Below are 25,267 nucleotides of genomic sequence, written 5' to 3'. Positions count from 1 at the left end.
GTAATGGATGGGTTAATGGGTTTCGCCCAACGCGATTTTTAAACGATTTAACCATCCGCACACGCTGCACCAGCCTAACATATTAATAACCTGTTCCGATGAGCCCCCCCTATTAAGTAGCGGGGAAAAATGCACGGCGCTAAAACGATCGGGCGCTCTGGTGAGCCATTGTATCGCCTGTGTCAGTGCGGGCTCAACTGAATGTTGTCGTTCCCAACGTGCGATATCGTCTTCTTCCAGGCGTAACGTAACTACTGCGCGGCGCCACGCGCCAGGTTGGGTCGCCTGTTCATTAAAGCAGGAGGCGCTGCCGTTGATACGTGATGTGAGGAGCGTAATAAGTGGAAGTAAAGAGGGGGGTGAAGCTGTGCGTATTGTGCTGGTCAGTATGCGTTCGAGTAACGCGAATGAAGACGGATCGCGCAGGAGTACCGGCGCCAGCATTTGGCATTGTGAAGGCGAATATTGTCGGCGAACTTTGGCGTGGGCAGCGGGATATTCTACCAGACTGGCGGCGGGCCGCCATGTCGCCTGGGGGTTTTGAAACGACACGGCTCCGGCAAAGCGCTGCATCTCCAGGCCGGGCAGCTCGCGTACGGGCAGACGGCAAAACGCCTGGAATACCGCCGATACCCGCGCCTGAAAACCGATAAACCCAATGATCTGATTGATGAGTACGGTATCCCAGGCGGTTAATCCCACCTCTGCAAGCTGTTCACGGGCACGCGTATTGATAACGGAGGGGGAACCGGCAAGCTGACGGGCATATTGCGTAATTTGCGCCAGCCGTTGATTGCTCTCTCTTGAAGCGTCAGGTCCAGGCAGCGGCGCCAGACGTGCGGCATAATGACGGCATAAACGCTGCACCCCAAAAACCTGAGCGGCGGTCAGCGCGGTGCTCATACGTTCATAGGCGCTAAACGTATGAAGCCGATCGTTGATAACTGTGGGAGGAAATAAGATATTCGCCAGTTGGCGAGCTGGATTTAACCATGACTCAAAGGGTACCAACGCTGTTTCAGATATCGCTAAATCGAGTAAAAAACGATCGTTAACATACGCGGCTTCCGGCATCAGCGGAAGCGTGGTTTGTGACGACATACTGGATTGTGTTTCATGATACCAGTGGCTTTTACCCGCTTTTCGGCATTGTTCCATAGGTTTTCCCGAGGATGAAATGGCCATCGATAATGATTCGGCGTCGGATCGTTTATGCTGGCTTATCCTGCCGTATGCGGGAAAGGGGTGAAAGATTGTTAGGTGATAACAAATATCAGAACGCTATATAGCGGGATGAGCGGTGTGTCGAGAAATGGGGCAGCACAGCCATGCCGCCCGCTAATAGACTTAATGCGCTTACTTCAGTTCCAGCTCATTCATTGCCGCAATGCTGAATCCGCCGTCAACATGAACGACTTCGCCAGAAATGCCTGCAGAGAGATCGGAGCACAGGAACGCTGCTGAGTTACCCACATCTTCAATGGTAACGGTGCGACGAATTGGCGTAACGGCTTCACAATGCGCCAGCATTTTACGGAAATCTTTAATGCCGGATGCTGCCAGCGTGCGGATTGGACCCGCAGAGATGGCGTTGACGCGAACGCCTTCCGGTCCCATTGCATTTGCCATGTAACGCACGTTGGCTTCCAGAGAGGCTTTCGCCAGACCCATGACGTTGTAGTTCGGGATGGCGCGTTCCGCCCCCAGATAAGACAAGGTCAACAACGCAGACCCCGGATTCAGCATGGCGCGGCAGGCTTTCGCCATGGCAACAAAGCTGTAAGAGCTAATATCGTGAGCGATTTTAAAGCCTTCGCGGGTAACCGCATTAACATAATCGCCGTCCAGTTGGTCGCCAGGCGCGAAACCGATTGAGTGTACGAAACCGTCAAATTTCGGCCAAACGTTACTCAGCTCCGCAAACATAGCGTCAATGCTGGCGTCTTCAGCGACGTCACACGGTAAAACGATGCTGGAACCCAGTTGGGCAGCAAACTCCTCCACGCGGCCTTTCAGTTTGTCGTTCTGGTAGGTGAACGCCAGTTCAGCTCCTTCGCGGTGCATCGCCTGCGCGATACCGTAGGCGATGGACAGTTTACTGGCCACGCCAGTGACCAGAATGCGCTTACCGGAAAGAAAACCCATAGCTTTAATCCTTATAGTCATTGCTTGTTTTTTGCTTTTAATATCAGTAAGTTAAAAGCAGTATTTCAAAATTATTCGAAATTAGCCTGAAATTATATCCCACTCCCGGCCCTGTGTGTCACGCTATTTTTCCGCCGCTATCACTGAAGCGAGCCCGGCAGGCGGTGTTCTGAAACAGCACGGTAAGTCACCAGAAGGAAAACGGCGTATTAAGAGCCTAATGTGATAGACGCTAAGGTGCAGTATACCAGCTAGTGTAAGGTTCGCCTCATCCAACCAGAGGCACCGGGACGGACAGTAAGTGTTACAGCGACGTGCCTTACACCAGACAAATAACGGTAATGTCGGAAGCCTGAATATTTATCTGTATTATCGTCCCACTTTAATACCCCATCTATGGATGATGTTATAATAGATTTGTAACTTTAATAATCGAGTTCTTAACCAAAATAATTTCTTTTTTTGATATTGAGTGATTGCTTCATTTGTTGGTAACAGTATGAATGCTGTATATGAGAATTTTTGAAAATCAGGTGATTACAGTAGTTACAAATATGGTTTTTATATGTTTGTATGTATATCATAATGATCTCTTAGAGGACGACATGTATGCAGTTTGTATTTCATATTGGAAATCATAGCTGTCATATATCGGAAAACCATCTAAGAGATATTGTTGATAATAAAAGAGAATACATTTTTTCAACATGTGAGCGATTTATAGATTTTTTCAGGAATATATTCACCAATCGCAGTTTAATTTCTGAGTATAAAGAAATATACAATCTTTTGTGCCAAAATAAAGAGCATCCCGATATTAAGGGACCTTTCTCGCCAAGACCATTTTCAACACGAGATGAAGACTGTACACGATGGCGACCCCTTCTCGGATATGTTAAACTTATTGATGCCTCCAGACCTGAAACAATAGATAAATACACTGTAGAAGTATTAGCACATCAAGAAAACATGTCACTGTTAAAATTATATTACGATGGGATATTAATTTCCGAGACAGAGTGTTCTGAGCGTTGTCTCGGTTTTTTAAAAGAAACGATGTTTAATTACAATACGGGTGAGATTACGCTTGCTGCTTTGGGTAATGATAGCCTGACGCTGAGCGAAGCAGGTGGGAATGGGCGCTATGACGCTTTTGAGCAACGTTTGATAGAGTACTTGTCAACGCTGCCTGGGGCGTCAGGCGATGATCGCGGCGCTATTGATCAGGTGGATTCCCAACAACCAGCGCCGATAGAGGTGTTTATTACCTCGCAAGAGTTTAAGAAAAAGATTTGCATATCTGATATTGAAAAAAATAAAATAGGTAGCGGAAGCTATGGGACAGTTTATTTATTAAATGGTAAATATGTTATTAAGGTTCCAATTAACGAACAGGGGGTAAAAATCGATTTTACCTCTCCAGAACATTGTAATTGTCATCCAGAGCGTGTTAGTAAGTATTTGAATATAGCCAATGACGATAAGAATTTTTCTCGGTCTGCCACCATGAATATTAATGGCAAAGATGTCATGGTTTTAGTTTCAAAATACATTCAGGGTCTGGAGTTCGATATTGAAGATGACGAGAACTATAATAGGGCTGAGGCACTTCTTGAATCCAGAGGTGTTTATATGCATGATATGAACGTTTTTGGTAATATTCTGGTTAAAGAAGGGGGGCTTTTCTTTGTAGATGGTGATCAGATCGTGCCTTCAAAAGAATTCCGGCATCAGCGGAGAGTTTCTCTTGCAACAGCGCAACTGGAAGAACAAATTAAGGCCCGTCACATGGTAAAATTAAAGCAGGCCGAGACCGAAGGAAATGCTGAAGATATTGAATATTATAGTTCACTTATTACGGATATTAATGAATTAATCGGAGAGAAAACGCGCCAGGAAGACGTTTTAAACTAGCCTCGCCTGAGGAGGGACTCTTGTTGCTAACGTATTAAAAGATGAATTAAAGAATAGCATTTAGTTCAGTTCTTTTCTGCGAGTCGCCGAGAGCTCATTCACGACAAATTTACCGATCAACTATTGCGTATTGCTATTCATTGAAGGGCCGTCTGAGGAGCCCGGACAGAGTGAAGCAGACATGCTACACGTTGGTATGGCAACGCAACGCTGCCATACCTGGCGAAATGCCTCGCTATTGCGCAATAACATTGACTCGCCTTAATTTCCCCATCTGCCAGACAAGAAGAATTCGGCCTGCCGAATTTTCTCATGCTTTCACATAAGCGCTGCTTGCGTAGTGTGTGAATCTATTTATAGCAATACAAGAACATTCTCAAAACATAAAATTTACATGTTATCATCAAGTTAACATATATTGTTTTTTTCGATCATTTTTTATATATTGATCGTTTTTATTGATTGATTTGCGTTAAAAGCGCATTATCAGGGAGTTAAGAGCAAGTGGAGTGGTCATATGCGCTATTTTTTCATTGCAGAACCGATAAGGGGAATGGAAGGGGATTTACTGGGCGTTGAAATTATCACTCGTTTTGCATCGTCGCTCTCTCGTCCGCTGCACCCTGAGTTTGTTATTTCGTCATGGGACAATACGCAGAAGCGTTATTTTCTGCTCGATCTACTGCGGACTATCGCTGGCAAACGTCGCTGGTTTCTACGCCACGGCTTGTTTTGTACCATCAATATCGATCGGGATATGGCGAAGCTTGTCCTTCAGGACAAAGACATTCGCGCGTTACTACACGCCATGCTATTTATGGGGCTGCAGGTCGCAGAACATTTTTCATGTCAAGATAACGCCTCAGTCGAACCCTGGATTAACATGCTTCATAAGCAACCTAACCCATTATGGCTGGGCGACCTGGGCGCAGGGAACGCGACCGCGGCACCATTAGTTTGCGGGTGTTTTAGCGGCGTAAAACTTGATCGTAGTTTTTTCGCCTCACAAATCGAAAAAACGACGTTTCCACTGCTTGTCAAACATATCCGGAGCTATTGTGACAAAATTGTTGTGGACGGTCTGGAAGACTCACGCTATTTTCCGACGTTAAAAACGGCAGGCGTTTGGGCAATCCAGGGCACGTTGTTTCCTTCCGTTGCGTTAGAAGAGGTTGAAACACTACTGTTGGGCAGTCGCGTGAACACCCTCAGAGAGTCGATCTGAGGGTATTGGTTTGGGTTAGCGATCCTTTCGCCATGCGTCAGCAGTCAGCGCCTCGCCGAAATGGCCCGAAATTAAACGACGGGTAAGCTCATGTAGCGGAGAGGCGAGCACATCTGCGGTGCTGCCGCGTTCAACCACTTCCCCCTGATGCATCACTAATACCTGATCGCTAATATGTTTCATCATGCCGATATGCTGCGTGACATAGATATAGGAGATGCCCTGTTTTTCCTGCAATTCCAGCATCAGATTGATGAGCTGCGAACGCATGGACATATCAAGAGAAGCTAGCGCTTCGTCCGCAATAATGACCTTAGGACGTAAAATCAGCGCGCGGGCCAGGCCCAGACGTTGTTTTTGCCCCGGCGCCAGCATATGCGGGTAATAGCTAACGTGATCGGGCAATAGCCCTACCATACGCATCGTCTCGACAATCTGTTTGCGCCGCTGTTCCGGCTCCAGATCGGTATTAAGGCGCAGTGGGAAGTCAAGAATCTGTGAGATGCGTTGACGTGGATTCAGTGAGGTTGAGGGGTCTTGAAAAATCATTCGAATACGTTGGCTTCGAAACGAGTAGTCGCCGTAATGCAGGGGATGATCGTCAATAAAAAGCTCGCCATTGGTGGGTTCAACCATGCCGGCCAGCATTTTCGCCAGTGTGGATTTGCCGGAACCGTTTTCGCCGATAATGGCCAGTGTCTGGCGCTCGCGAAGCGTAAAACTCAGTGGTTTTACTGCTTCGACGGTCTGGCGACGAAACCATCCTGTCCGGTAGCGAAAGGTTTTACTCAGGTTGCGGACTTCAAGCAGAGTTTCCACCATCTCACTCTCTCTCCATATTCAGCGGAAAATGACAGGCATAGAGATGATTTTTCGCGCCGGTCAAGCGTGGCGTGATAATGCATTCTCGTTGCGCGTAAGGGCAGCGCGGCCCCAGACGACAACCTATCGGTAACTGCTCCAGTAGCGGGATCGCACCCGGCAGCGTATTCAGACGGCTTTTATGCGGCATCGCGCTGCCAAAATCCGGAATCGCGCGGATAAGCGCCTGCGTATAAGGATGGTGTGGCGTCGTCACCAAATCTTTACTTAGCGCCGTTTCTACTGTCTGGCCACAGTATAAGACGTTGATTTTGTCAGCCCACTGACTCAGCATTTGCAGGTCGTGGCTAATCAACAGAATGGTGGTATTACTGTTTTGATTCAGTCGGGTCAGCAGGCGAAAAATTTGCGCCTGTGTCGTCGGTTCCATTGAGTTGGTTGGTTCATCAGCGATCAGTAGTCGCGGCTGATTCGCCAGCGCGATAGCGATCATGACTTTCTGACACTCGCCATCGGTCAGTTCATAGGGAAAACTGCGCATCGCATCTTTATGATCTTTAATCCCCACCCGGTGCAGTAATTCAATTGCGCGCCGTTTACGCCAGCCTAAACGCTGCCACCAGCGGCCTTTATAGGTCCAGGCGGGAATATTTTGCATTAACTGGCGACCGACGCGTTCAGAAGGATCAAGGCACGACTGCGGCTCCTGGAAGATCATCGACACGTTATGCCCGACCAGCTTACGCCGTTCACGAGAGGAGAGGCGCAGCAGATCGATATCATCAAAACGCATACGGTCGGCAGTGACTCGCCAGTTGTCTTTCGCGACGCCGCAAATAGCTTTAGCAATCAAGCTCTTCCCGGAACCCGATTCACCTACCAGGCCGCGAATTTCGCCTTCGCTTAATGTCATACTGACGCGATCGACCGCTTTTACCCAACCTTCGCTGGTTTTAAATTCAATGGTGAGATTGCGGATATCCAGTAACGGCATTATTCCACCCCCGCAATAATCGCACGACGAATCCCATCTCCGAGCAGGTTCACCAGTAAAACACTGAGCGTTATCGCCGCACCGGGTAGCATAACGGTCCACGGCGCGACATAGATTAGCTCCAGCGCATCCCCCAACATGGCGCCCCATTCGGGAGAGGGAAGCTGCGCGCCGAGATCTAAAAATCCCAGCGCGGCGATGTCCAGAATCGCCATCGATAGTGCCCGGGTAATTTCGGTGACCAGACCGGCGGTAATATTCGGTAAAATGGCGAACCACAGAATATTCAGTGTTGTCGCGCCATCCAGACGGGCGGCAATGACGTACTCTTTTTCCAGTTCGTCATGCACCATGCTGTAGACGGAACGTACCATTCGCGGCAACAGGGCCAGCCAGACGGCAAACATCGCGTGTGACAGATGTGGGCCGGCAAATGCCACGACGATAATCGCCAGCAAGAGCGAAGGGATGGAAAGCAGCGTGTCCAGAATATGGTTCAGTACGGCAGAGCGTAAACCGTGCGTCGCGCCTGCTACTACGCCGAGGACTAATCCACATAGCGTAGCCGCCAGCGTTACGATAAACGCGCCGCCGACCGTGGGCGCCGCGCCGCTTAACAGGCGGCTCAGCACATCGCGCCCCAGATCGTCAGTCCCCAGAAAAAAGGAGACTTCGCCATAGCGTGACCAGGAGGGCGGCAGTAGCTGATAGCCCAGAAATTGCTGATCAATGCCATAGGGCGCGATCCAACCGCCAAAAATACACAGCAACGCCAGACCGGCACACCCATACAGGCCCACCATCGCAGGCGCGTCGCTATAAAATGTGCGCCAGGCAGTGCGCAGGGTGCCTGGCGGGCGCTTTTCGCTGTATACGCTATCGTAAGGCATATTTACTCGTTTTATTTTTGTTTACCATGCTTTATGTCTTTTTAAATTTTCAAGCAGTATCAATTTGTTATCGACCGTTGGTGTTTTAATTTTGTGTATTTTGCATTAATTTGAAGGTTATCAATTTACGCAAAATGTGTACGCTGATGTGTATATCCTCTCAGGGAGTGTACACATTGCTTACCGATACAAAATTAAGAAAGGCTCTTGGCAAAAAAAGAGACCAAATCAAGGTCATCTCAGACGCTCATGGTCTAAATGTCAGGCTCTCTACATCCGGCAGTATAACATTCTTTTACCGATACAGATGGAACGGGAAAGCGGCTTAACTGACGATTGGCGATTATCCAACCATATCACTATCTCATGGCAGGGAACGCCGGCAGCAGTTTAGATCATGGTTAACTGAGGGACTCGATCCTCGTCGCCAGGTGGTACTGGAGAAGAAGAAAACAGAAGCGTTAACCGTAAAAGAAGCATATGACGACTGGGAGTAGTATTACGGCATCCCTGAAGGCTTGGTAAAAATCAAGGTTAATCGCCGGGATTTTGACAATCATATCAACCCCGTACTCGGGAATATGATTGTAGATCAGACAACCAAGGCTCACTGGCTTAGTCTTTTTGATGGAATGGGGAGAAGGGGCGTTACCGGGCAAATGCTTGGATCAATGCAGCGTACATTCCGCTTCTGTTCTAATAGAGGAGTAATTAATGTAAACCCTATTGAGAACCTGAGGCACTCAGGCGTGGGGCTTACTGCAGCAGTTAAAGATCGCAAATTGAGCGATGAGGAAAGTAAGGCGGTTTGGAATGCGCTGTCAGAAATGAAAGACCGGCAGCAATTGATAATGAGGTTCCTTATCCTTACTGGTTGCAGGAGTACGGAAATCAGAACGGCGAAGTGGGAGTGGTTTGATTTTCAGGATAAAACATGGACCCATTCCGGCCAGTGATTATAAAACTGGAAAATCAGTCAGAAGGGCCTTACCTGACGCTGTAGTTAAGATGATGGAGTCTATAAAAGGAACAGCAGTGTCAAAGCATGTTGTTACGCTGTCACGCCATAAGGGGCCAGAGGATGATAGACCACCACTTCAACCAAATGTTGCTCTCTTTTCTGCCCAGATTATAGCCAAAGCTGGCATGAAAACATGGTCGCTCCATGACCTTCGAAGATTCGCAATAATAAATTCATCGAGAAAATTGAGGATAAACTTGATGGAGACCACTACACTATCTGTAAAAATGGATGCGTAGTGATTATAGCTGTAAAGGTATGTCAGCGCTGATTATGTTTGTCTACGAAGGTGAAAATATAAGGTTGACCATGATAAAGTTGGATCTGGTCTGGGTCTGCATCCATTGTATTATCATTGATAACTAACCCGGGAAAATCATGTGGTTTGTTCAGCTCTTTCACCATGTCAGACATAACAGGATACTCTGTGAAATCAGCGCTTGCCTCGTATCCATCGCTAATCACATCCAGCCTTTCGAAAAAAGCCACCTCATTATCTTCATGCCGTGTTGCCGTTTGGCGAAGGGTATTAAGATCGCGCGTCCTAAGATGAGCTACACGATCCGGGGAAGCATACCCTGTGAATTCAGGGATTAACCATCCCAATTCTTGTGCTACACGACGTGCCAGAATTTCAGTGGGTCCTGGCTCAATATTACCATCTTCTAATGGATCGCCGGCTCCAGTAACATGATGAATGATCTCGTGAATCAGTCCTTCCTGCCATGACGGCATCTCGCACGAGTCACTGTCTGGCGCCACACTAAAACTGATATAGGCTTCCTCGTGTTCATCTTTTCTCGCCTCGCAAATAGGCAAAATTGGCTCTTGACCAACCTCGTATTCATACAATTCGCTATGCGTCAGTAAGTGAATAGAATCAACCCCGACGGGGGAATCTTCGTTGATCTCGTATTCGTTTCTGTATGTAATGCAGCCAAGTTGCACTTCCTTATTATGGATGCCATAGATGACGGCATCACGAAAGGTCTGTGATCGGCTTAAGGCATCAAGTACAGTGTTACCGATCATATCGGCCGTGTGCTGATCGATGAGCCTGCTACGACTGCTGTGGACAGCGTAAATGACACTTTGGTAGAGGTTGCTTAAATCTGCGGCGGAAAACGGTATTCGCTTACCTGTCTCCAAAACGTAATCCGCATAGGCATTCTTTGAAGGATGCGGAACAACGGCAGCAGAATATTCTTTCTGTGGAGCAAAGTTTAAACAAGGCGTAGGAGATGAAATTTTCATGTTAAGACTCTATATGGTTTTGTACATTTCAGGTTTGCCATCTTATTCGTAGTGTTGATATGGCGTAAAAAGAGCCATGGTTATTTCTACCATACCTTCGGTGTGAATATCACAACTTAGAAACTCGAGTCCGCTGCGACGGGTTTCCCAGCCTAAAATCTGATATGAAACAACATACTAGCTTTGGCAAAAAGTGCTATCCACTTCTTGAATATTCTTTCTAACAGAGATGCTGTATTTATATACAGTAATTAAATGTAGAGGGAATTATGAGAATTGAGCTTGTTATCAGCCGGACAAAACAGCTTGCGGAAGGTGCTGTTCCTGTACTTGAAAAAGAATTAATGATTTGTCTCCAGAATTTAACCATCCGTCGAGGCAGTCAGGATGGTCTGAGTATCGTCGGTGCTGCTGATGGCGATAAAAAACGTATACAGAGCATTCTGCAGGAAACGTGGGAAAGCGCTGACGACTGGTTTTATTAACATTGCGCTTAATACTGGCATGCATTTTTCAGAATACCGCAATTTGCGTATCCCTTTGATGCTGCCGACAATTTTTAACCGCGTCCGTGTGTCGCTCAGGAGGGGGGATCGGCCCACACGGACACGTAGTTACCGTGGACGCAAACGGTAATGCGGAAACCACAGTGAAGAATATCGCGTTTAATTATATTGTGAGGCTGGCATGACTGAAAACATAAAGACATATTTTTCATCACAGACTGACTGTCCGTATTCCAGAACGAAATATATCGGTTGTGGGGAGTACAGGACATATTGCGTAAAATCAGCTAATGCAGACAGCAGTAACAAGTATTGGGATGGCTCACACACTAATATACTGCATGTCGGTTCGCATGATCATACTGTATACCTGAATACAGAATATTTATCCGGAATAAAAAATGACGCTTAAAATGAGTGATACCATACAGATAATTAAAATTTATAATCTGCGTTCAGATACAAACGAATTTATTGGCGCAGGTGATGCATATATCCCGCCGCGCACTGGATTACCGGCAAATTGTCCTTATAGCCCCTCCTGATATTCCCGCCAGTCATATTGCGGTATTTGACGCTGAAACCAAAACGTGGAGTCTACATGAGGAGCACCGCGACGAAACGGTGGACACGCAAACCGGCAACCCGATTTATATTTCAGAACCCGGCCCGCTACCTGAAAACGTCACATCAGTTTCACTGTCAGCGCCAGTGATATAAGACGGTAATTCACCATTTGGATTGTCCGCTCCACCCAACATGTTGTTTCCTTAAGGTTCTCACACCAGAAAGGACATCAACATGCTGAGCAGAGAGGACTTTTACATGATAAAGCAAATGCGCCAGCAGGGCGCGTACATTGTCGATATTGCGACTCAGATTGGTTGCTCTGAACGGACGGTCAGACGCTACCTCAAATACCCTGAACCGCCAGCCAGAAAGACCCGCCACAAAATGGTTAAGCTGAAACCGTTTATGGATTACATCGACATGCGCCTGGCAGAGAATGTCTGGAATAGTGAGGTTATCTTCGCGGAGATTAAGGCAATGGGTTATACGGGCGGACGTTCCATGCTGCGTTACTACATCCAGCCCAAACGTAAAATGCGTCCGTCAAAAAGAACAGTTCGCTTCGAAACTCAGCCTGGATACCAGCTCCAGCACGACTGGGGCGAAGTTGAGGTGGAGGTTGCCGGGCAACGGTGCAAAGTTAACTTTGCGGTTAATACGCTGGGGTTCTCCCGCCGCTTCCATGTCTTCGCAGCACCAAAACAGGATGCTGAGCATACCTACGAATCACTGGTTCGCGCCTTCCGCTACTTCGGTGGTTGTGTGAAAACGGTGCTGGTTGATAACCAGAAGGCTGCGGTGCTGAAGAATAACAACGGGAAAGTCGTGTTCAACTCCGGATTCCTGTTGCTGGCCGACCACTATAACTTCCTGCCACGGGCATGCCGTCCACGCAGGGCCAGAACAAAAGGTAAGGTTGAGCGAATGGTGAAATACCTCAAGGAGAACTTCTTCGTCCGGTACCGCAGGTTCGACAGCTTCACTCATGTTAATCAACAACTGGAGCAATGGATAGCCGATGTGGCTGACAAACGGGAACTTCGCCAGTTCAAAGAAACGCCGGAACAGCGCTTCGCGCTGGAGCAGGAACATCTGCAGCCGTTACCGGATACGGACTTCGATACCAGTTACTTCGATATCCGCCATGTGTCCTGGGACAGCTATATCGAGGTTGGTGGTAATCGTTACAGCGTTCCCGAAGCGCTGTGTGGTCAGCCGGTATCGATACGAATATCGCTGGATGACGAGTTGCGGATCTACAGTAATGAGAAACTGGTGGCCTCACATCGCCTCTGTTCGGCATCGTCTGGCTGGCAGACAGTGCCGGAGCATCACGCCCCGCTCTGGCAGCAGGTCAGTCAGGTGGAACATCGACCACTGAGTGCCTATGAGGAGCTGTTGTGATGCATGAGCTGGAAGTCCTGCTGAGTCGCCTGAAAATGGAGCATCTGAGTTATCACGTTGAAAGCCTGCTGGAACAGGCAGCTAAAAAAGAGCTGAACTACCGGGAGTTCCTGTGCATGGCGCTACAGCAGGAATGGAACGGCAGGCATCAGCGCGGTATGGAGTCCAGGCTGAAGCAGGCTCGTCTGCCGTGGGTCAAAACGCTGGAGCAGTTCGACTTTACCTTCCAGCCGGGCATCGACCGTAAGGTTGTCCGGGAACTGGCTGGTCTGGCGTTCGTGGAGCGCAGCGAAAACGTGATCCTGCTGGGACCTCCTGGTGTCGGAAAAACTCATCTGGCCATAGCTCTTGGCGTGAAAGCGGTGGATGCGGGACATCGGGTACTGTTTATGCCACTGGACAGACTGATCGCGACACTGATGAAAGCGAAACAGGAAAACCGTCTGGAGCGTCAGCTGCAGCAACTGAGTTATGCCCGGGTGTTGATCCTGGATGAAATAGGCTATCTGCCGATGAACAGAGAGGAAGCCAGCCTGTTCTTCCGGCTACTGAACCGTCGATATGAAAAAGCGAGCATCATACTGACGTCAAACAAAGGGTTCGCAGACTGGGGAGAAATGTTCGGAGATCACGTGCTGGCAACAGCGATACTGGATCGGTTGCTACATCACTCAACCACGCTGAATATCAAAGGAGAGAGTTACCGGTTAAAAGAGAAACGTAAAGCTGGAGTGCTGACCAAAAACACAACGCCAATCAGTGATGATGAAATGGTGAAAAGCGGACAGCATCAGTAACGAAAGTATCTTAGCGGGCATGAAAATGGCAAATAACGGTCAAACATCGTGGCGTTGACAGTGTACAAGCCCGACGAGCAGGATGAATCCTCCTGGCTGACGCTGTACCAGCTTTACATGCACATCGCACCATTATCAGAATTTCCGAAACGCCCCCTTTACCGCGTCACGCAAAAAGGCCACGGGGTGCGAATGCGTAAACATTCCCGCCACGATGATAACCGTGAAATCGTGCCGGACGTGCTGGCAAATAAACACGGCAACGCCAGAACGCTGATGCAAGGTGAAACGCTGGCCGTGCTGCAACAAAAATCGTTTCTGCTGGATCAACGGCTGGAGCCGTTCGCCCTGGTGCAGCGTCTTCAGAACGGTAAACCCGCAGGCGATCTGTTCTGGGTCTCGATGCGCCCGGAATATCTTGAGCTGGACGGGGAATGTTACGTGTGTCTGCCTGACTGGATGCACAGCGCCCTGAATCACGGCGTGTTTGATGATGTGGTAGTGCCTCCTGTGCCGCTGAAAGTGACGGTGAAAGCAGGGGATGCGGTCGGGTTCCTCGGCGCTCAGGATCTGGCCGACGAAGATAACCATCCGCAGATTATCACCACGGACTATAAAGCCCATATCGAGTTGCTGAGTCTCGACGAGCATGTGACGGATGTGGTGGCAAACGTGAAGGGGATCAAAACGGGCAAACAGTTCATTAAGCTGAAGCTGAAACGACCGCTGTACCTGCGAAACGGGGAGGGCGAGGAAAGTACCTTTGAGCAGATGAGCGCCATTACCCGCGCTGATGCAGGGAAAATTATTCCGCGCGATGCCACATACCCGTTTACGGATAAAACCGGGGTCACATACTTTCAGATCCGCCCGCATACGTGGGTGCACCAGGACGATGTGGAACAGCTCAGCCAGCACGATTTAGCCGGGCTAAACTTTGACTGTATTAAAGCTGAACATACAACCGATTTTACCCGCACGCTGGATGAACGCTGGGTTATTGATGCCCTGAAAAGCATCAGCTCGCACTTTGACAGCGAAAAAGGACCCGCATCGGCACAGGCAAAAATGTTTTATGACAGCCTGATCCACAACGCTGAAAACAGAAGACCGCCCGACCCGTATCCCGATAAATCTCAGGACGAACTGCTGTTCGGCGCACTGCATACGAACCAGATGAACATCCCGGAATATGCGCGGCGGCTGATAGTGAAACACGACAGCGACTGGCACAGTACCCGCGAAGATACGCGCTGGTCATCGGTATTTAAGGCCAGGGATGAAAGTCCGGTTGTGCAGCTGGCTAACGGGGGATTTCTGGACGCCACGCGCTGGATGGATAAGGTTCCGCCGTTCGCCAGTCAGCGGTCAGTATGGCATTTTCATCCGCTTGAATTCCTGGAGGCGATTAACCCAAAAGGAAATTGTGCATGTGGCAGGGATATCACTTTAGATGAATTGTGTGATATTGCCCCAAAAGCCGATAAGGACATTTTGGCTCAGTATTTGCCAGCATTTAATGATGGTTTCCGCGAGTTTGGCATTATATCTTGTAGAGAAAAAGCTCATTTCCTGGCTCAATGTTGTCATGAAAGCGGCGGTTTAACACTTACTAAAGAAATTGGAGGAACAAGAGCCAGTTATGCTCCCTGGTATGGTCGAGGATTAATTCAATTAACATGGCAAGAAGTATATACAAAGTATGGTGCATATGTTGGTGAGGATTTTGAATCAGATGACGCCTCCAGAAATAAAATAGCACAATATCCACATTGTGTCCGGTCTGCCTTTTGGTTTTATTGCGTGAATAAAAATGTATCCAAACATGCTAAGAATGATGACTTTAACATGGTCACAGCACTTATTAATGGCGGGTTCAATGGATACAATGACAGGCTTAAATATTTTAATAGAGCTGTGAGCGTTTTTAAAGCTGAACATCTTAATATTCTTAAGAAAGAGGCTAACTTCTCTTTTGAAGATAGCGAAATATATAACTATCGCGTATATGCCTATAGTTGGGGGCGATACCACGATCCGTTAAGAAATGAAAGCGGTACCGATAAGGATAAGACGGAGGCGCTAAAAGCTTACAGAAGGGCGGTAACACTCTATGAACGGCGTGGAGACGCAGGGAAAGTGACTGATATAGAAAATAAAATCAACGCACTTGGTTAACCGGGAAGGGGGTACCCCCTTCTTTCATATAGTTATTTACATTAGGATGAATGATGAAAAAAGTGGTTTTGTTTTTAGCTATTGTATCTTTCTCTTCTGTGGCTGGAATTACTGACATCACAACAAAGCCAGTTGCATTAATAGCATTGAAAAAAAACAGTGCTCAATATGTTGATGTTTGTAAAGCGGCCGATGATTCCTGTAAAGAAGGGACTTCTATCTGGAAAGAAAAAAATGCGGATGGCATCTTTTATTTAACAACATCACATCTTCAGCTAACGAAGCTGAAAAAAGATGGTGATACATATTCTAAAATAGTTTCATGGGATTTTACTAAAGAAACTAAAAATGAGTATATTCCTGATGATGAACTTACCAAAAATGATGTATATATATATCCAGCTTTATATCCTTTAAGTAAAGTTAAAATGGCCGTTGCGTTAGTATCGAAATGGTCAACAAATTATTCCGGGGGGGGCGCGAGGAAGAATACGCAAATTTCATGATGATAAATGATGATGGTACATATCAACCAGCCTTTAAAAACATTCTATTTTCATCAAAAGAAATGATAAAAGCTTGCTTTACCGAGGATGATTATGCAAAACAATCACATTGTCACGATGAGAGTTGGAGCATCCTAAACCTTAAAATCAACGATGAGTCGAAGGATTATTACTCATGGAAATTCATAACAAAATCATATAGCTGGCCTGCATTTACAGACAAAGCATCAACTAAAGTAAGTATTAACGAGAGCGTTGCATATCCATTCCAATCACAGCCACAACATAACAAATAAGCACGCATCAAAAATGGAGAAAAATTATGATTTAGTGGTGTTAATTGCAATGTTTCTATGCGGCTCATCGTTTGCAAACGATGAGTATTTTTCATGCGATACAGCAAAGGGAATCATTAAATTAGATGTAAACAAGGATGAACTACAGTACACCTTAACGAAAGGCCGCAAAAGTGAATTTACCTATGAGTCAAAAGGTAATGATTTTTCAGGATTTAAATACAATCATTATTCGCGATTTCAAACCGATTACTTAAACGTGTCGTTTGTGAATGCCGGGTATAAATACACGATGTTCAGTAATTATGAAGATGAGAATGAAAGTCGTGGGGTTAGTGTTACGAATCTGAAAACCAAAAAAGAATCTGTTTACGATTGTAAGTCCGTTGGTATTGACCGCCTTAGTGATTTGTCGTCAAAACTAGCCTGTGATAAAGACTCTGCTCTTGGTTGTGAGTAGAATCTGAGTAAGGTTCAGATGTTCAATATGAAAGGGGCACGGCGGGGAAGTCTCTCACGCAGTGACCCTTCGCAGAAAATTATCGTCCGGTTCTGGCTCTTTTGCCAAAAATCTCCTCTGACTGCGACTGGAGCTGTTTAAGCGCTTCGAGCATGTCGTCGTTATTCAATGAACGCTGAGATTTTTTCCCTTCCTCTCTGGGCCGTCGCCGGGAAGGGCCATCACCAGAAGGAACGGACTTAGAGCGAGTGTTATCCCGTTTACTCTGCACCAGATTGATAAACTCCAGAGTACGACCAAGTCGTTTATTATCCACAATCTCGCCCTGATCGACTTCTGACAGCCGGTCATAGGTAGAGTAGGGAAGTGCTGCACCATTCAGGCGTAGCTCTTTACGACCATCAGGGTAGTGATACACGTCGATGTATTTACCAATAGCACGACGGCTCAGCTCGCTGTCTTCAATCAGGTACAGCATTTTATCATACTGTATCGTCAGCGATTTTGAGACTTTGCGATGTTCCCGTACCGTGAAAATAAGATCCAGATCTTCGTCATGTTCAACCGCACGATGCACGTCAAAGTCATGTCGGGGCGCTTTACCAAAACGACGGTTATAGTCAGCTATATAGGCTTCAGCAAAGGCATTTGCAGCCTCCATTGAGTTGATACTCTGTAACCGCAGCTCTTTGACCAGGCGATCCTGCAAAGTCAGATGCGCCCGCTCAACACGGCCTTTAGCTTCACTGGTTTCCGCGCAGATAGTCTGGATGTTCAGCTCGTGCATGGCCCGCCCAAACTGGGTATGTCCTTCGCCACCGGTGGCGTGCTTATTGTTCACGCGAAAAACACCGGCTTTATCACTGTACAGCGCCAGCGGCTTGCCATGCTTATCAATATAATAGCATGTGGCTTCGAAGTAAGAAAACGTGGACTCAGATTTGACGAACAAAAGCTCCATGATTTTACTGGTTGCGTCATCAACGTAGACCAGTGCGGTGCAGGCTGGTCCTCGGCCTTCAAACCAGTCATGATCGCAGCCATCGATTTGTATCAGTTCGCCCGTACACGGACGCCGGTAACGTGGCTGAGGGATCCTTGCGGCGCTGAGCTACAGGCGGACATTACTATTGAGCCTCTACAACGTTAGTGCGCATAATGTATATTATGTTAAATATGCTGGGTTTGTAGTTAAGTTCATGAGAACCTCTCTTTCAGGAACTTACCGGCGAATCAGTCGTTTGCTAAAGTTCAGTTGTGGCTTTACGATAACTTCATAACGCAACAATTATGGGGATATCGTTAAGTTCATGACATATTCCATCTTACATTTATCTAGGAACAACCAGAGAACTCATCTCATGGTTGATGACGTGACTACCCTGCCCGTCATGTTCGTCACAATTTATGGAATGAATGAGCTGAGCAAGAAGCATCTGGGGACACAGGAAAACATTCTGACTTGTCTCGAATCTGGTGTAACTACGAGATTTAGTTCTCACAATGAGGCTATGTGTAAATAGGTCGCTGTGGTGCTCAATTCTCGCAGCGGCCTATTCAACATAACGCGTGCTACCAAAAAAAGATGCGTGTCTGGAGCTGTTGTTACGGGAGCATCGCGTCGAAATACTTCATTTCCTCTTGGTAGTATCTTACTAGATTTCTGATTAATACTCGCTAGTTGGCTATTTTCTTCCTCAGAAAATGCGGCAACACTTGCCGCAGAATATGAAGTAAACAAAATATATTTAATTTTCATAAAATCTAACTCTCCTATTACTTTAAATACAGATGATTATATGTTTTATAATGATGTTTTTGATTATGTACATCCCCAAAACCCAGAATAGTTAAATTAAAGATAGTTTTGCGAAGGCGGTCTGTATAAGGCGCTTTACTCCATCGCCCTAAAAACTCTACCCGAAATCATAGCCCTAACCTTGATCCATTTCATAGCGGGTTTCTATTCTGTTACTGAAGGCAATCATCCCGTCTTTCGGCTTTATACCTTCGTCCACGGTCGCGATAAGACCACCACGCCTGCGCACGCAGGTTTTTAAATACTTGTCGCCACGATAAGGGGCGCGGTTTGCAGTTACCGGGATTCAGGATGATTTTAACAATGTTTATAAATTCAGACTGCGCCGCAGTTATTGCACTGATTTCTACGTAACGTGATAATCATTGGCTTTGATACCCTTTAAACGTACAAATATGAGCTTAACATGGCGACAATAAAGGATGTTGCATCCCTGGCCGGTGTATCAACCGCGACTGTATCACGCGTCATTAACCAGACTGCGTGGGTTGAACCCGTCACGCGCGAACGTGTAGAGAAAGCCATGCGCGATCTCAATTATCGCCGAAACGCCGCCGCTATCGCACTGGCGAAACGCAGCGGCGATATGCTCGGATTGTTAACCGGCAATCTGGCCGATCCTTTTTTTGCCCGCCTTGCTCGCGGCGTAGAAGATGTTTCTCGTAAACAGCAGTATCGCCTGATGGTATGTAGCGGCGGCCACGATGAAGACATGGAAAAAGCGGGACTGGATTTCCTGGTTAATCAAGGCTGTGAGGCTATCGTAGTACACGCCAGTCGATTAGCGGATAAAGAGCTGCTGCGCTACGCAGCCCACTTTCCGGCGCTGGTTGTTGTTAATCGTTATATCGCTGGTATGGCCAACCGCTGTATCTGGCTGGAAAATCGCAGCGCCGCCAGGGAAGCGACCCGGTATCTTTTAGCGAACGGGCATCGGCGCATTGCCTGTGTGACATCTGACTTGCCCATTATCGATCGTCAGGAACGTCTTGATGGTTATCGTCAGGCGCTGGAAGAATATGGTATTTCGCCAGATCCCTGCTGGGTGATTAGCGTTCCGTTTAACGAAGAAGGCGGCGAGCGGGCCGCACATCAGCTTATTAATAGCGGGCTTCCCCTTACGGCGTCGGTCACGTTTAACGATGTTATGGCCGCTGGCATTATGCGTATTCTTCATCAACGCGGCGTTCACCTTCCGCAACAGCTCTCTATTGTCGGCTTTGATGATGTGGTGCTGGCCCGGTATCTTTATCCGGCGTTAACAACAATGCATTATCCGGTCGAACAAATGGCGCGTTGTGCCGCGCAACTGGCGATACAGTTATACCAGGGCATTACGCCGCCGCCCAGCAGTAACCGTTTCAATGCTGAACTGGTGATCCGAGATTCTGTCGCGCCCTATTTTTCACGTTGAATGCGTCGTCAACGGTAAAAACTGTGATGACTATCAAATTAACCCTTCTCATGTAATCGGTTACATGGACGAAAGTAATGGATCACAGTAGTGAGAAGCGTATTCCCCTACCCTTGAGCTACCTTACTGACCGGAGCTCCATTATGAGTGCATCACAAAACAAGAAGAAAACGCTGTCATTGGGTTTAGCGCTAATCCCTGTCATTTCCATGTTGTTATTGTTGATAATCGGTTACGGCATCATGGGGCTACGTATCGAACCGCTCCTTCTGTGCTCTGCGGCAGTAGCGGCAGGCATTGCGTGGTGGCAAGGATACTGCTGGGAAGACATCATCAACTCAGTGGTGGATAAACTGGCTAAAGCAATGCCGGTTATCATGATCCTGATCTGCGTGGGCGGTTTGATTGGCACCTGGATGTTTAGCGGCACCATTCCCTACATGGTGTACTGGGGGCTAAAACTGATAAGCCCGGAATATATTTTGATTGCGGCCTTCTTTTTAACCAGCGTGGTCTCCGTTTGTACCGGTACATCGTGGGGGTCCGCCGGGACGGTTGGCGTTGCGTTAATGGGGGTTGCCGCCGGGCTGGACGTGTCGCTTGCGGCGGCGGCCGGCGCCGTCGTTTCTGGCGCTTATTTCGGCGACAAAATCTCACCGTTGTCCGACTCGACTAACTTTGCCGCCATTGTCGCAGACACCACCCTGTTTGAACATATTCAGCATTTACTTTGGACGACCCTGCCAAGTTTCCTGCTAGCCGCCGTGGTTTATCTTATCGCCGGACACAGTAATATGCTGGGCGAAGTGGCTACGCCGCAGCGGGTCACGGACATCATCCACTCGCTGGAGTCGCTATATCATTTTAATATTGTTCTTATTTTGCCACCGGTGATCGTACTGTGGGGCGCAATCCGCAAGAAGCCTGTCATCCCATTAATGTTAAGCGCCTGCGTACTTGCCTTGTTCCTCGGCGTCATCATGCAGGGACTGAGCATCAAACAGGGGCTGGACGCCTTCATTGATGGATTTGATATCGCCATGTTCCCACAAGGCGCTGAAGGTGTCGTGGCCGATGTTCCACGCCTGTTAAACCGGGGGGGAATGTTCTCGATGATGGGAACGATACTGTTGGTTTTCTGCGCTTTTTCGTTTGCCGGAGCGCTAACGTTAACCGGCGCGTTAACGATCATCATTAACCGGCTGTTGACCATTATTCATAGCGTTGGTCAGCTAATTGCCGCCACTATCGGCACCACAATTTTGGTCACCGGGGCGACCAGCGACGGTAAATTGGCATTGTTAGTTCCCGCCGAATTGTTTAAAGATGCCTATCGTCGCATGGGGCTGGATACTAAAAACCTTTCACGTACGATAGAAGATGCCGGTACCGTTATCGAACCTCTCCTGCCGTGGACCTCGGCTGGCGTCTACATGGCGACTACATTGGGCGTTAGCACGCTGGATCTTCTGCCCTGGGCTATCCAGTGCTATGCAGCGATCTTCTTCGCATTAATTTATGGTTTTAGCGGAATTGGTATCGCCAGAACCGCCCCCGCCTCAGAAAAGTCGCCGCAATCGTCAGTGACGGAATAATAAGGAAACAAGATGGATTTTAACCAGATTATCAATCGCAACAATACTGGTTCGGTAAAGTGGGATTTTATTGAGCGTCACTTTGGCGACGGCGCCGGCAAACTGCTACCGATGTGGGTTTCTGATTTCGATTTTGCCTGCCCGCCTGAGGTTCAGACGGCATTGCATCAGCGAATCGAGCACGGCGTATTTGGCTATAGCGAACGTGATGAGGCATACTTTAACGCCCTGCTTCACTGGTTTTTGTCACGCCACCAGCTCACGCTAAAACAGGAATGGGTATGCAGCGTGGAAGGCGTCGTACCAGGGTTGGCACTCTTAGTGCAAATGTTGACGCATCCAGGTGACGGCGTAGTGGTACAGGGGCCATACTATGGCTCCTTCGCCAAAATAATCACGTTTAATGGTAGAAAACTGCTGGAGAATCCCCTTAGCGAGTCGCCGGACGAAGGCTACCAGATGGATTTTTGCCAACTGGAAAGGCTGTTTCGCCATGAACGCCCTCCGCTGATGATTTTGTGTAATCCACATAATCCAACCGGGCGTTGCTGGTCGGCCAACGAACTGGAGCAACTGCTTTTATTATGTGAGACTTATGATGTCACCCTCATCTCGGATGAGATATGGGCCGATCTATTGTTGCCCGGAGAAACCTTTACCTCGGTACTGCATTTAGGGGAGCGTTGGCATAAACGGGTCATCTCCGCCACTGCGGCCAGCAAAACGTTTGGCTTATCGTCGCTGCGAATTTCTAACTTTCTCATTCCCGATCCTACGCTTCGCCAGCGATTCTTATCTCGTCTGGACGCTCATGGGCTGGACGTCTTTAATGCCCTCTCCGTTCAGGCGGCGACTACTGCATGGAATGAAAGCAGACAATGGCTGGATTCACTACTGGATTACCTGGCGGAAAATCGCCGCTGGTTTGTTGAACAGGCGGCAGAGCATCTTCCCTGGGCAAGAATTGTCCCGGCGCAGGGAACCTATTTATTATGGATGGATTGTAAAAAACTGGGACTGGATGACGAACAGCTAAAATGGGTGATGGCGGATGTCGCGGGTATCGCCCCTTCAATGGGCAGCGGCTTTGGCCCGGCGGGCAGCGGATTTATCCGTTTAAATCTGGGATGTCCCCGTACCTACCTTGAAATGGCAATAGACGGCCTGAAGCGAATCTCGGTGAAGTCAATCAAAGGAGCACCAACAGGCGGATGAAATTTTGGACGGTAAACGGAGAACGGTGTTATTTCTGCGACATGATATCGCCTGAGTGGCAGTAAAAAAACCGGCCATAAAGGCCGGTTGGGTCTGGAGCGCAGTTTCAGTATCAGGGGCGTCTGAATAACACGATGCTGCGCCCGGCCAGATCGAAATCTATCTCTTCGGTAATCCGCATTCCCTGCTGCGCGTCATCGTCAGTCGTCAGCTCAAGCACCCAGCCGCCCTCTCCCCACATCGGAATACGGAACGGTACGCTGCCTTCAAACGGATTGAAAAGCAGTAAGGCGTCATGCCAGATCCCCGCTTCCGGCTGGAGATCGGGACGACTAATGCATACGCCTATCGTCGATCCCTCATCCCATTGTTCGGATTGCTGCGGTCCTCCCCCGGCGTTAAACCAGCGGATCTCCAAACCGTCACGCCAGCTCTCCCGACGCAGCAACGGCTGCGTGGCGCGCAGTTGAATCAGATGACGGGTAAACTCCCGTAGCGCATTGGCGGTTTCCGGCAAATTATCCCAGTGGACCCACGATATTTCACTATCCTGACAGTAGCCATTGTTATTGCCCATCTGACTGCGACCAAACTCATCGCCCGCTAATAACATCGGCGTGCCGTGCGAGAAAAGCAAGGTGGTCAGGAAATTGCGTTTCTGTCGCTCGCGTATCGCATTGATGCCTTCATCGTCGGTTGGCCCTTCTGCGCCATAGTTACAGGAGCGGTTATCATTATGCCCGTCATTATTATCTTCGCCATTGGCTTCATTATGTTTGTCGTTATAAGACACCAGATCGTTCAGAGTGAAGCCATCATGGGCGGTGATAAAGTTTACGCTTGACCAGGGGCGACGGCCGCGCAAATCGTAGAGATCGCCGGAACCCAGCAGGCGTGCGGCAAAATCATTTGTGACGTTGTCACCTTTCCAGTATTCGCGTACCGTATCCCGGTATTTATCATTCCATTCGCCCCACCCCGGTGGAAAACCGCCAACCTGATAGCCGCCCGGTCCGATATCCCAGGGTTCGCCAATCAGTTTCAGTTTTGCCAGCACCGGGTCTTGCGTTACCGCATCAAAAAAGCCGCCTCTCTGATCAAAGCCTTCCGGCTCACGTCCAAGAATGGTGCCCAAATCAAAACGAAAACCGTCGACATGCATTGACTCCGTCCAATAGCGAAGGGAATCCATCACCATTTGCAGTACCCGCGGATGAGAGGTATTGACGGTATTACCTGTCCCTGTATCGTTAATGTAATAGCGATGCTGATCGGGCATAGTGCGATAGTAAGAAAAGTTATCGATACCTTTAAATGACAGCGTGGGGCCAAGCTCATTCCCTTCTGCCGTATGGTTATAGACCACGTCCAGTATCACTTCGACACCGGCATCATGGAAAGCGCGCACCATATCGCGGAATCCCTGAATACCTTTTGGACCATAGTAGCGCGTCGCCGGCGCAAAAAAGCCAAGCGAGTTGTATCCCCAGAAATTTTTCAGACCTTTATCGAGCAGATGCTGATCGTCCGGGAACCAGTGAACGGGTAAAAGCTCGACGGAGGTAATACCCAAGCTTTTAATGTAATCCACGCTGGCTTTATGCCCCATACCCTCAAACGTACCGCGTAGAGGCTCAGGGATCGCGGAATTAAGCTGGGTAAAGCCTTTTACATGCGTTTCATAAATAATGGCGTTCGACCACGGTATGGAAGGCCGTTGGCTGTCCTCCCAGTTAGCCTCAGCCGGATCAATCACCCGGCATTTAGGCGTAAATGGCGCGCTATCCTGGTCATCAAAGGTCAAATCTTTATCGTCATGGAGTAATTGATACGCGAAATGCGCATCGTTCCAGTGAATATCGCCCACCAGCTCACGGGCATAAGGGTCAATAAGCAGCTTATTGGGGTTAAAACGATGACCATTTTCCGGGTCATAAGGACCGTAAACGCGGTACCCATACAGCGTGCCGGGCTGCAAATTCGGGACATAGCCGTGCCATATTTCGTCGGTATATTCCGGTAACTCCAGACGAGCGATTTCATGTTCCCCGCTCGGATCGTAAAGACAAAGCTCGACGCGTTCCGCATGGGCGGAAAAAATAGCGAAATTCACGCCTTCGCCGTCATAATTCGCGCCAAGCGTATGGCTGTACCCTGATCTGATTTCAAAAGTCCTGTTTGTTGTCATTCTCTTTCTCCACCCACGGTAAAAGTTGTCCTGTAACGGCACATCAACACATAA

The 25,267-nt window shown here is 48.2% G+C and carries 17 protein-coding genes and 6 pseudogenes; 15 read left to right on the top strand and 8 right to left on the bottom strand.

The window, feature by feature from the left end; all coding sequences use genetic code 11:
- Nucleotides 1-168: 168 nt before the first annotated feature.
- Nucleotides 169-1,158: pseudogene (locus ACE15A_RS11615) on the bottom strand (CMD domain-containing protein); the annotation flags it as partial.
- 198 nt (nt 1,159-1,356) lie between these two features.
- Nucleotides 1,357-2,145: an enoyl-ACP reductase FabI gene (gene fabI, locus ACE15A_RS11610; RefSeq protein WP_063390489.1), complete on the bottom strand. Its 789-nt coding sequence runs from the start codon at nt 2,143-2,145 to the stop codon at nt 1,357-1,359.
- 609 nt (nt 2,146-2,754) lie between these two features.
- Here fabI and ACE15A_RS11605 point away from each other — a divergent pair.
- Nucleotides 2,755-4,123: pseudogene (locus ACE15A_RS11605) on the top strand (Secreted effector kinase SteC).
- Between the two features lie 453 nt (nt 4,124-4,576).
- Complete coding sequence (locus tag ACE15A_RS11600; protein WP_053511130.1) at nt 4,577-5,284, top strand: EAL domain-containing protein; 708 nt, start codon at nt 4,577-4,579, stop codon at nt 5,282-5,284.
- 15 nt (nt 5,285-5,299) lie between these two features.
- Here ACE15A_RS11600 and sapF read toward each other — a convergent pair whose 3' ends face one another.
- The 3 genes from sapF to sapC are packed head-to-tail and all read right to left on the bottom strand — an operon-like array spanning nt 5,300 to nt 7,990.
- Nucleotides 5,300-6,106 carry a peptide ABC transporter ATP-binding protein SapF gene (gene sapF, locus ACE15A_RS11595; RefSeq protein WP_023246668.1) on the bottom strand — a complete coding sequence of 269 codons (807 nt, stop codon included), beginning with the start codon at nt 6,104-6,106 and terminating at the stop codon, nt 5,300-5,302.
- 1 nt (nt 6,107) lies between these two features.
- Nucleotides 6,108-7,100 carry a peptide ABC transporter ATP-binding protein SapD gene (gene sapD, locus ACE15A_RS11590; protein WP_023246667.1) on the bottom strand — a complete coding sequence of 331 codons (993 nt, stop codon included), beginning with the start codon at nt 7,098-7,100 and terminating at the stop codon, nt 6,108-6,110.
- Complete coding sequence (gene sapC, locus ACE15A_RS11585) at nt 7,100-7,990, bottom strand: peptide ABC transporter permease SapC (protein WP_053511132.1); 891 nt, start codon at nt 7,988-7,990, stop codon at nt 7,100-7,102. Before sapC ends, sapD begins: the two co-directional genes overlap by 1 nt.
- Nucleotides 7,991-8,136: 146 nt before the next feature.
- On the opposite strand from sapC, the pseudogene ACE15A_RS11580 reads away from it, so the two are divergent.
- A pseudogene (locus ACE15A_RS11580) lies at nt 8,137-9,169 on the top strand (tyrosine-type recombinase/integrase); the annotation flags it as partial.
- A gap of 103 nt (nt 9,170-9,272) precedes the next feature.
- Here the strand turns inward: ACE15A_RS11580 and ACE15A_RS11575 are convergent.
- Nucleotides 9,273-10,265, bottom strand: coding sequence for a M85 family metallopeptidase (locus ACE15A_RS11575; RefSeq protein ID WP_053511134.1), 993 nt, complete (start codon nt 10,263-10,265; stop codon nt 9,273-9,275).
- Between the two features lie 269 nt (nt 10,266-10,534).
- Here ACE15A_RS11575 and ACE15A_RS11570 point away from each other — a divergent pair, with 269 nt between their 5' ends.
- The 9 genes and pseudogenes from ACE15A_RS11570 to ACE15A_RS11530 all read left to right on the top strand — a co-directional run bounded on the left by ACE15A_RS11570 (nt 10,535) and on the right by ACE15A_RS11530 (nt 16,982).
- Nucleotides 10,535-10,750 (top strand): DinI-like family protein, encoded by a 216-nt coding sequence (locus ACE15A_RS11570; protein ID WP_129382429.1) that lies wholly within the window; start codon nt 10,535-10,537, stop codon nt 10,748-10,750.
- A gap of 107 nt (nt 10,751-10,857) precedes the next feature.
- Nucleotides 10,858-10,956 (top strand): annotated as a pseudogene (locus ACE15A_RS11565) (hypothetical protein); the annotation flags it as partial.
- A 216-nt stretch (nt 10,957-11,172) separates the two neighbouring features.
- Nucleotides 11,173-11,470, top strand: a pseudogene (locus tag ACE15A_RS11560) (phage tail protein); the annotation flags it as partial.
- Between the two features lie 102 nt (nt 11,471-11,572).
- Complete coding sequence (gene istA / locus ACE15A_RS11555) at nt 11,573-12,745, top strand: IS21-like element IS21 family transposase (RefSeq protein ID WP_000952373.1); 1,173 nt, start codon at nt 11,573-11,575, stop codon at nt 12,743-12,745.
- Nucleotides 12,745-13,542 carry an IS21-like element IS21 family helper ATPase IstB gene (gene istB / locus ACE15A_RS11550; protein WP_000544830.1) on the top strand — a complete coding sequence of 266 codons (798 nt, stop codon included), beginning with the start codon at nt 12,745-12,747 and terminating at the stop codon, nt 13,540-13,542. Before istA ends, istB begins: the two co-directional genes overlap by 1 nt.
- 240 nt (nt 13,543-13,782) lie before the next feature.
- Entirely contained in the window at nt 13,783-15,720 is a 1,938-nt protein-coding gene (locus ACE15A_RS11545; RefSeq protein WP_226998564.1) for a hypothetical protein, read from the top strand.
- A 50-nt stretch (nt 15,721-15,770) separates the two neighbouring features.
- Nucleotides 15,771-16,226, top strand: a complete 456-nt coding sequence (locus ACE15A_RS11540; protein ID WP_129382428.1) for a hypothetical protein — start codon at nt 15,771-15,773, stop codon at nt 16,224-16,226.
- Nucleotides 16,223-16,522 (top strand): hypothetical protein, encoded by a 300-nt coding sequence (locus ACE15A_RS11535; protein ID WP_077950631.1) that lies wholly within the window; start codon nt 16,223-16,225, stop codon nt 16,520-16,522. Before ACE15A_RS11540 ends, ACE15A_RS11535 begins: the two co-directional genes overlap by 4 nt.
- Before the next feature lie 13 nt (nt 16,523-16,535).
- On the top strand, nt 16,536-16,982 hold the full coding sequence (locus ACE15A_RS11530; protein WP_053509684.1) for a hypothetical protein: 447 nt from the start codon (nt 16,536-16,538) through the stop codon (nt 16,980-16,982).
- 79 nt (nt 16,983-17,061) lie between these two features.
- Here the strand turns inward: ACE15A_RS11530 and ACE15A_RS11525 are convergent.
- A pseudogene (locus tag ACE15A_RS11525) lies at nt 17,062-18,087 on the bottom strand (ISNCY family transposase); the annotation flags it as partial.
- A 1,120-nt stretch (nt 18,088-19,207) separates the two neighbouring features.
- Between ACE15A_RS11525 and ACE15A_RS11520 the strand changes: the two are divergent.
- The 3 genes from ACE15A_RS11520 to ACE15A_RS11510 all read left to right on the top strand — a co-directional run bounded on the left by ACE15A_RS11520 (nt 19,208) and on the right by ACE15A_RS11510 (nt 23,025).
- Nucleotides 19,208-20,215 carry a LacI family DNA-binding transcriptional regulator gene (locus ACE15A_RS11520; RefSeq protein WP_380910652.1) on the top strand — a complete coding sequence of 336 codons (1,008 nt, stop codon included), beginning with the start codon at nt 19,208-19,210 and terminating at the stop codon, nt 20,213-20,215.
- Nucleotides 20,216-20,358: 143 nt separating this feature from the next.
- On the top strand, nt 20,359-21,810 hold the full coding sequence (gene nhaC / locus ACE15A_RS11515) for a Na+/H+ antiporter NhaC (RefSeq protein WP_001276629.1): 1,452 nt from the start codon (nt 20,359-20,361) through the stop codon (nt 21,808-21,810).
- Between the two features lie 12 nt (nt 21,811-21,822).
- On the top strand, nt 21,823-23,025 hold the full coding sequence (locus ACE15A_RS11510; RefSeq protein WP_053509688.1) for a MalY/PatB family protein: 1,203 nt from the start codon (nt 21,823-21,825) through the stop codon (nt 23,023-23,025).
- A 112-nt stretch (nt 23,026-23,137) separates the two neighbouring features.
- On the opposite strand, the gene glgX is transcribed toward ACE15A_RS11510, so the two are convergent.
- Nucleotides 23,138-25,213, bottom strand: a complete 2,076-nt coding sequence (glgX, locus tag ACE15A_RS11505) for a glycogen debranching protein GlgX (RefSeq protein ID WP_023249378.1) — start codon at nt 25,211-25,213, stop codon at nt 23,138-23,140.
- Nucleotides 25,214-25,267 lie beyond the last annotated feature (54 nt).

It is taken from the genome of Salmonella sp. HY31 (assembly GCF_042604575.1).
Taxonomy (GTDB): Bacteria; Pseudomonadota; Gammaproteobacteria; order Enterobacterales; family Enterobacteriaceae; genus Salmonella; species Salmonella diarizonae.
Note: the sequence above shows the minus strand (reverse complement) of the source record. Positions and strands in the feature narration are given on the sequence as shown.

Bases quoted from the DNA above. Each gene is read 5' to 3' on its own strand.
- fabI (WP_063390489.1), bottom strand. From the start codon at position 2,145: ATGGGTTTTCTTTCCGGTAAGCGCATTCTGGTCACTGGCGTGGCCAGT.
- ACE15A_RS11600 (WP_053511130.1), top strand. From the start codon at position 4,577: ATGCGCTATTTTTTCATTGCAGAACCGATAAGGGGAATGGAAGGGGAT.
- sapF (WP_023246668.1), bottom strand. From the start codon at position 6,106: ATGGTGGAAACTCTGCTTGAAGTCCGCAACCTGAGTAAAACCTTTCGC.
- sapD (WP_023246667.1), bottom strand. From the start codon at position 7,100: ATGCCGTTACTGGATATCCGCAATCTCACCATTGAATTTAAAACCAGC.
- sapC (WP_053511132.1), bottom strand. From the start codon at position 7,990: ATGCCTTACGATAGCGTATACAGCGAAAAGCGCCCGCCAGGCACCCTG.
- ACE15A_RS11575 (WP_053511134.1), bottom strand. From the start codon at position 10,265: ATGAAAATTTCATCTCCTACGCCTTGTTTAAACTTTGCTCCACAGAAA.
- ACE15A_RS11570 (WP_129382429.1), top strand. From the start codon at position 10,535: ATGAGAATTGAGCTTGTTATCAGCCGGACAAAACAGCTTGCGGAAGGT.
- istA (WP_000952373.1), top strand. From the start codon at position 11,573: ATGCTGAGCAGAGAGGACTTTTACATGATAAAGCAAATGCGCCAGCAG.
- istB (WP_000544830.1), top strand. From the start codon at position 12,745: ATGCATGAGCTGGAAGTCCTGCTGAGTCGCCTGAAAATGGAGCATCTG.
- ACE15A_RS11540 (WP_129382428.1), top strand. From the start codon at position 15,771: ATGATGAAAAAAGTGGTTTTGTTTTTAGCTATTGTATCTTTCTCTTCT.
- ACE15A_RS11535 (WP_077950631.1), top strand. From the start codon at position 16,223: ATGATGATAAATGATGATGGTACATATCAACCAGCCTTTAAAAACATT.
- ACE15A_RS11530 (WP_053509684.1), top strand. From the start codon at position 16,536: ATGGAGAAAAATTATGATTTAGTGGTGTTAATTGCAATGTTTCTATGC.
- ACE15A_RS11520 (WP_380910652.1), top strand. From the start codon at position 19,208: ATGGCGACAATAAAGGATGTTGCATCCCTGGCCGGTGTATCAACCGCG.
- nhaC (WP_001276629.1), top strand. From the start codon at position 20,359: ATGAGTGCATCACAAAACAAGAAGAAAACGCTGTCATTGGGTTTAGCG.
- ACE15A_RS11510 (WP_053509688.1), top strand. From the start codon at position 21,823: ATGGATTTTAACCAGATTATCAATCGCAACAATACTGGTTCGGTAAAG.
- glgX (WP_023249378.1), bottom strand. From the start codon at position 25,213: ATGACAACAAACAGGACTTTTGAAATCAGATCAGGGTACAGCCATACG.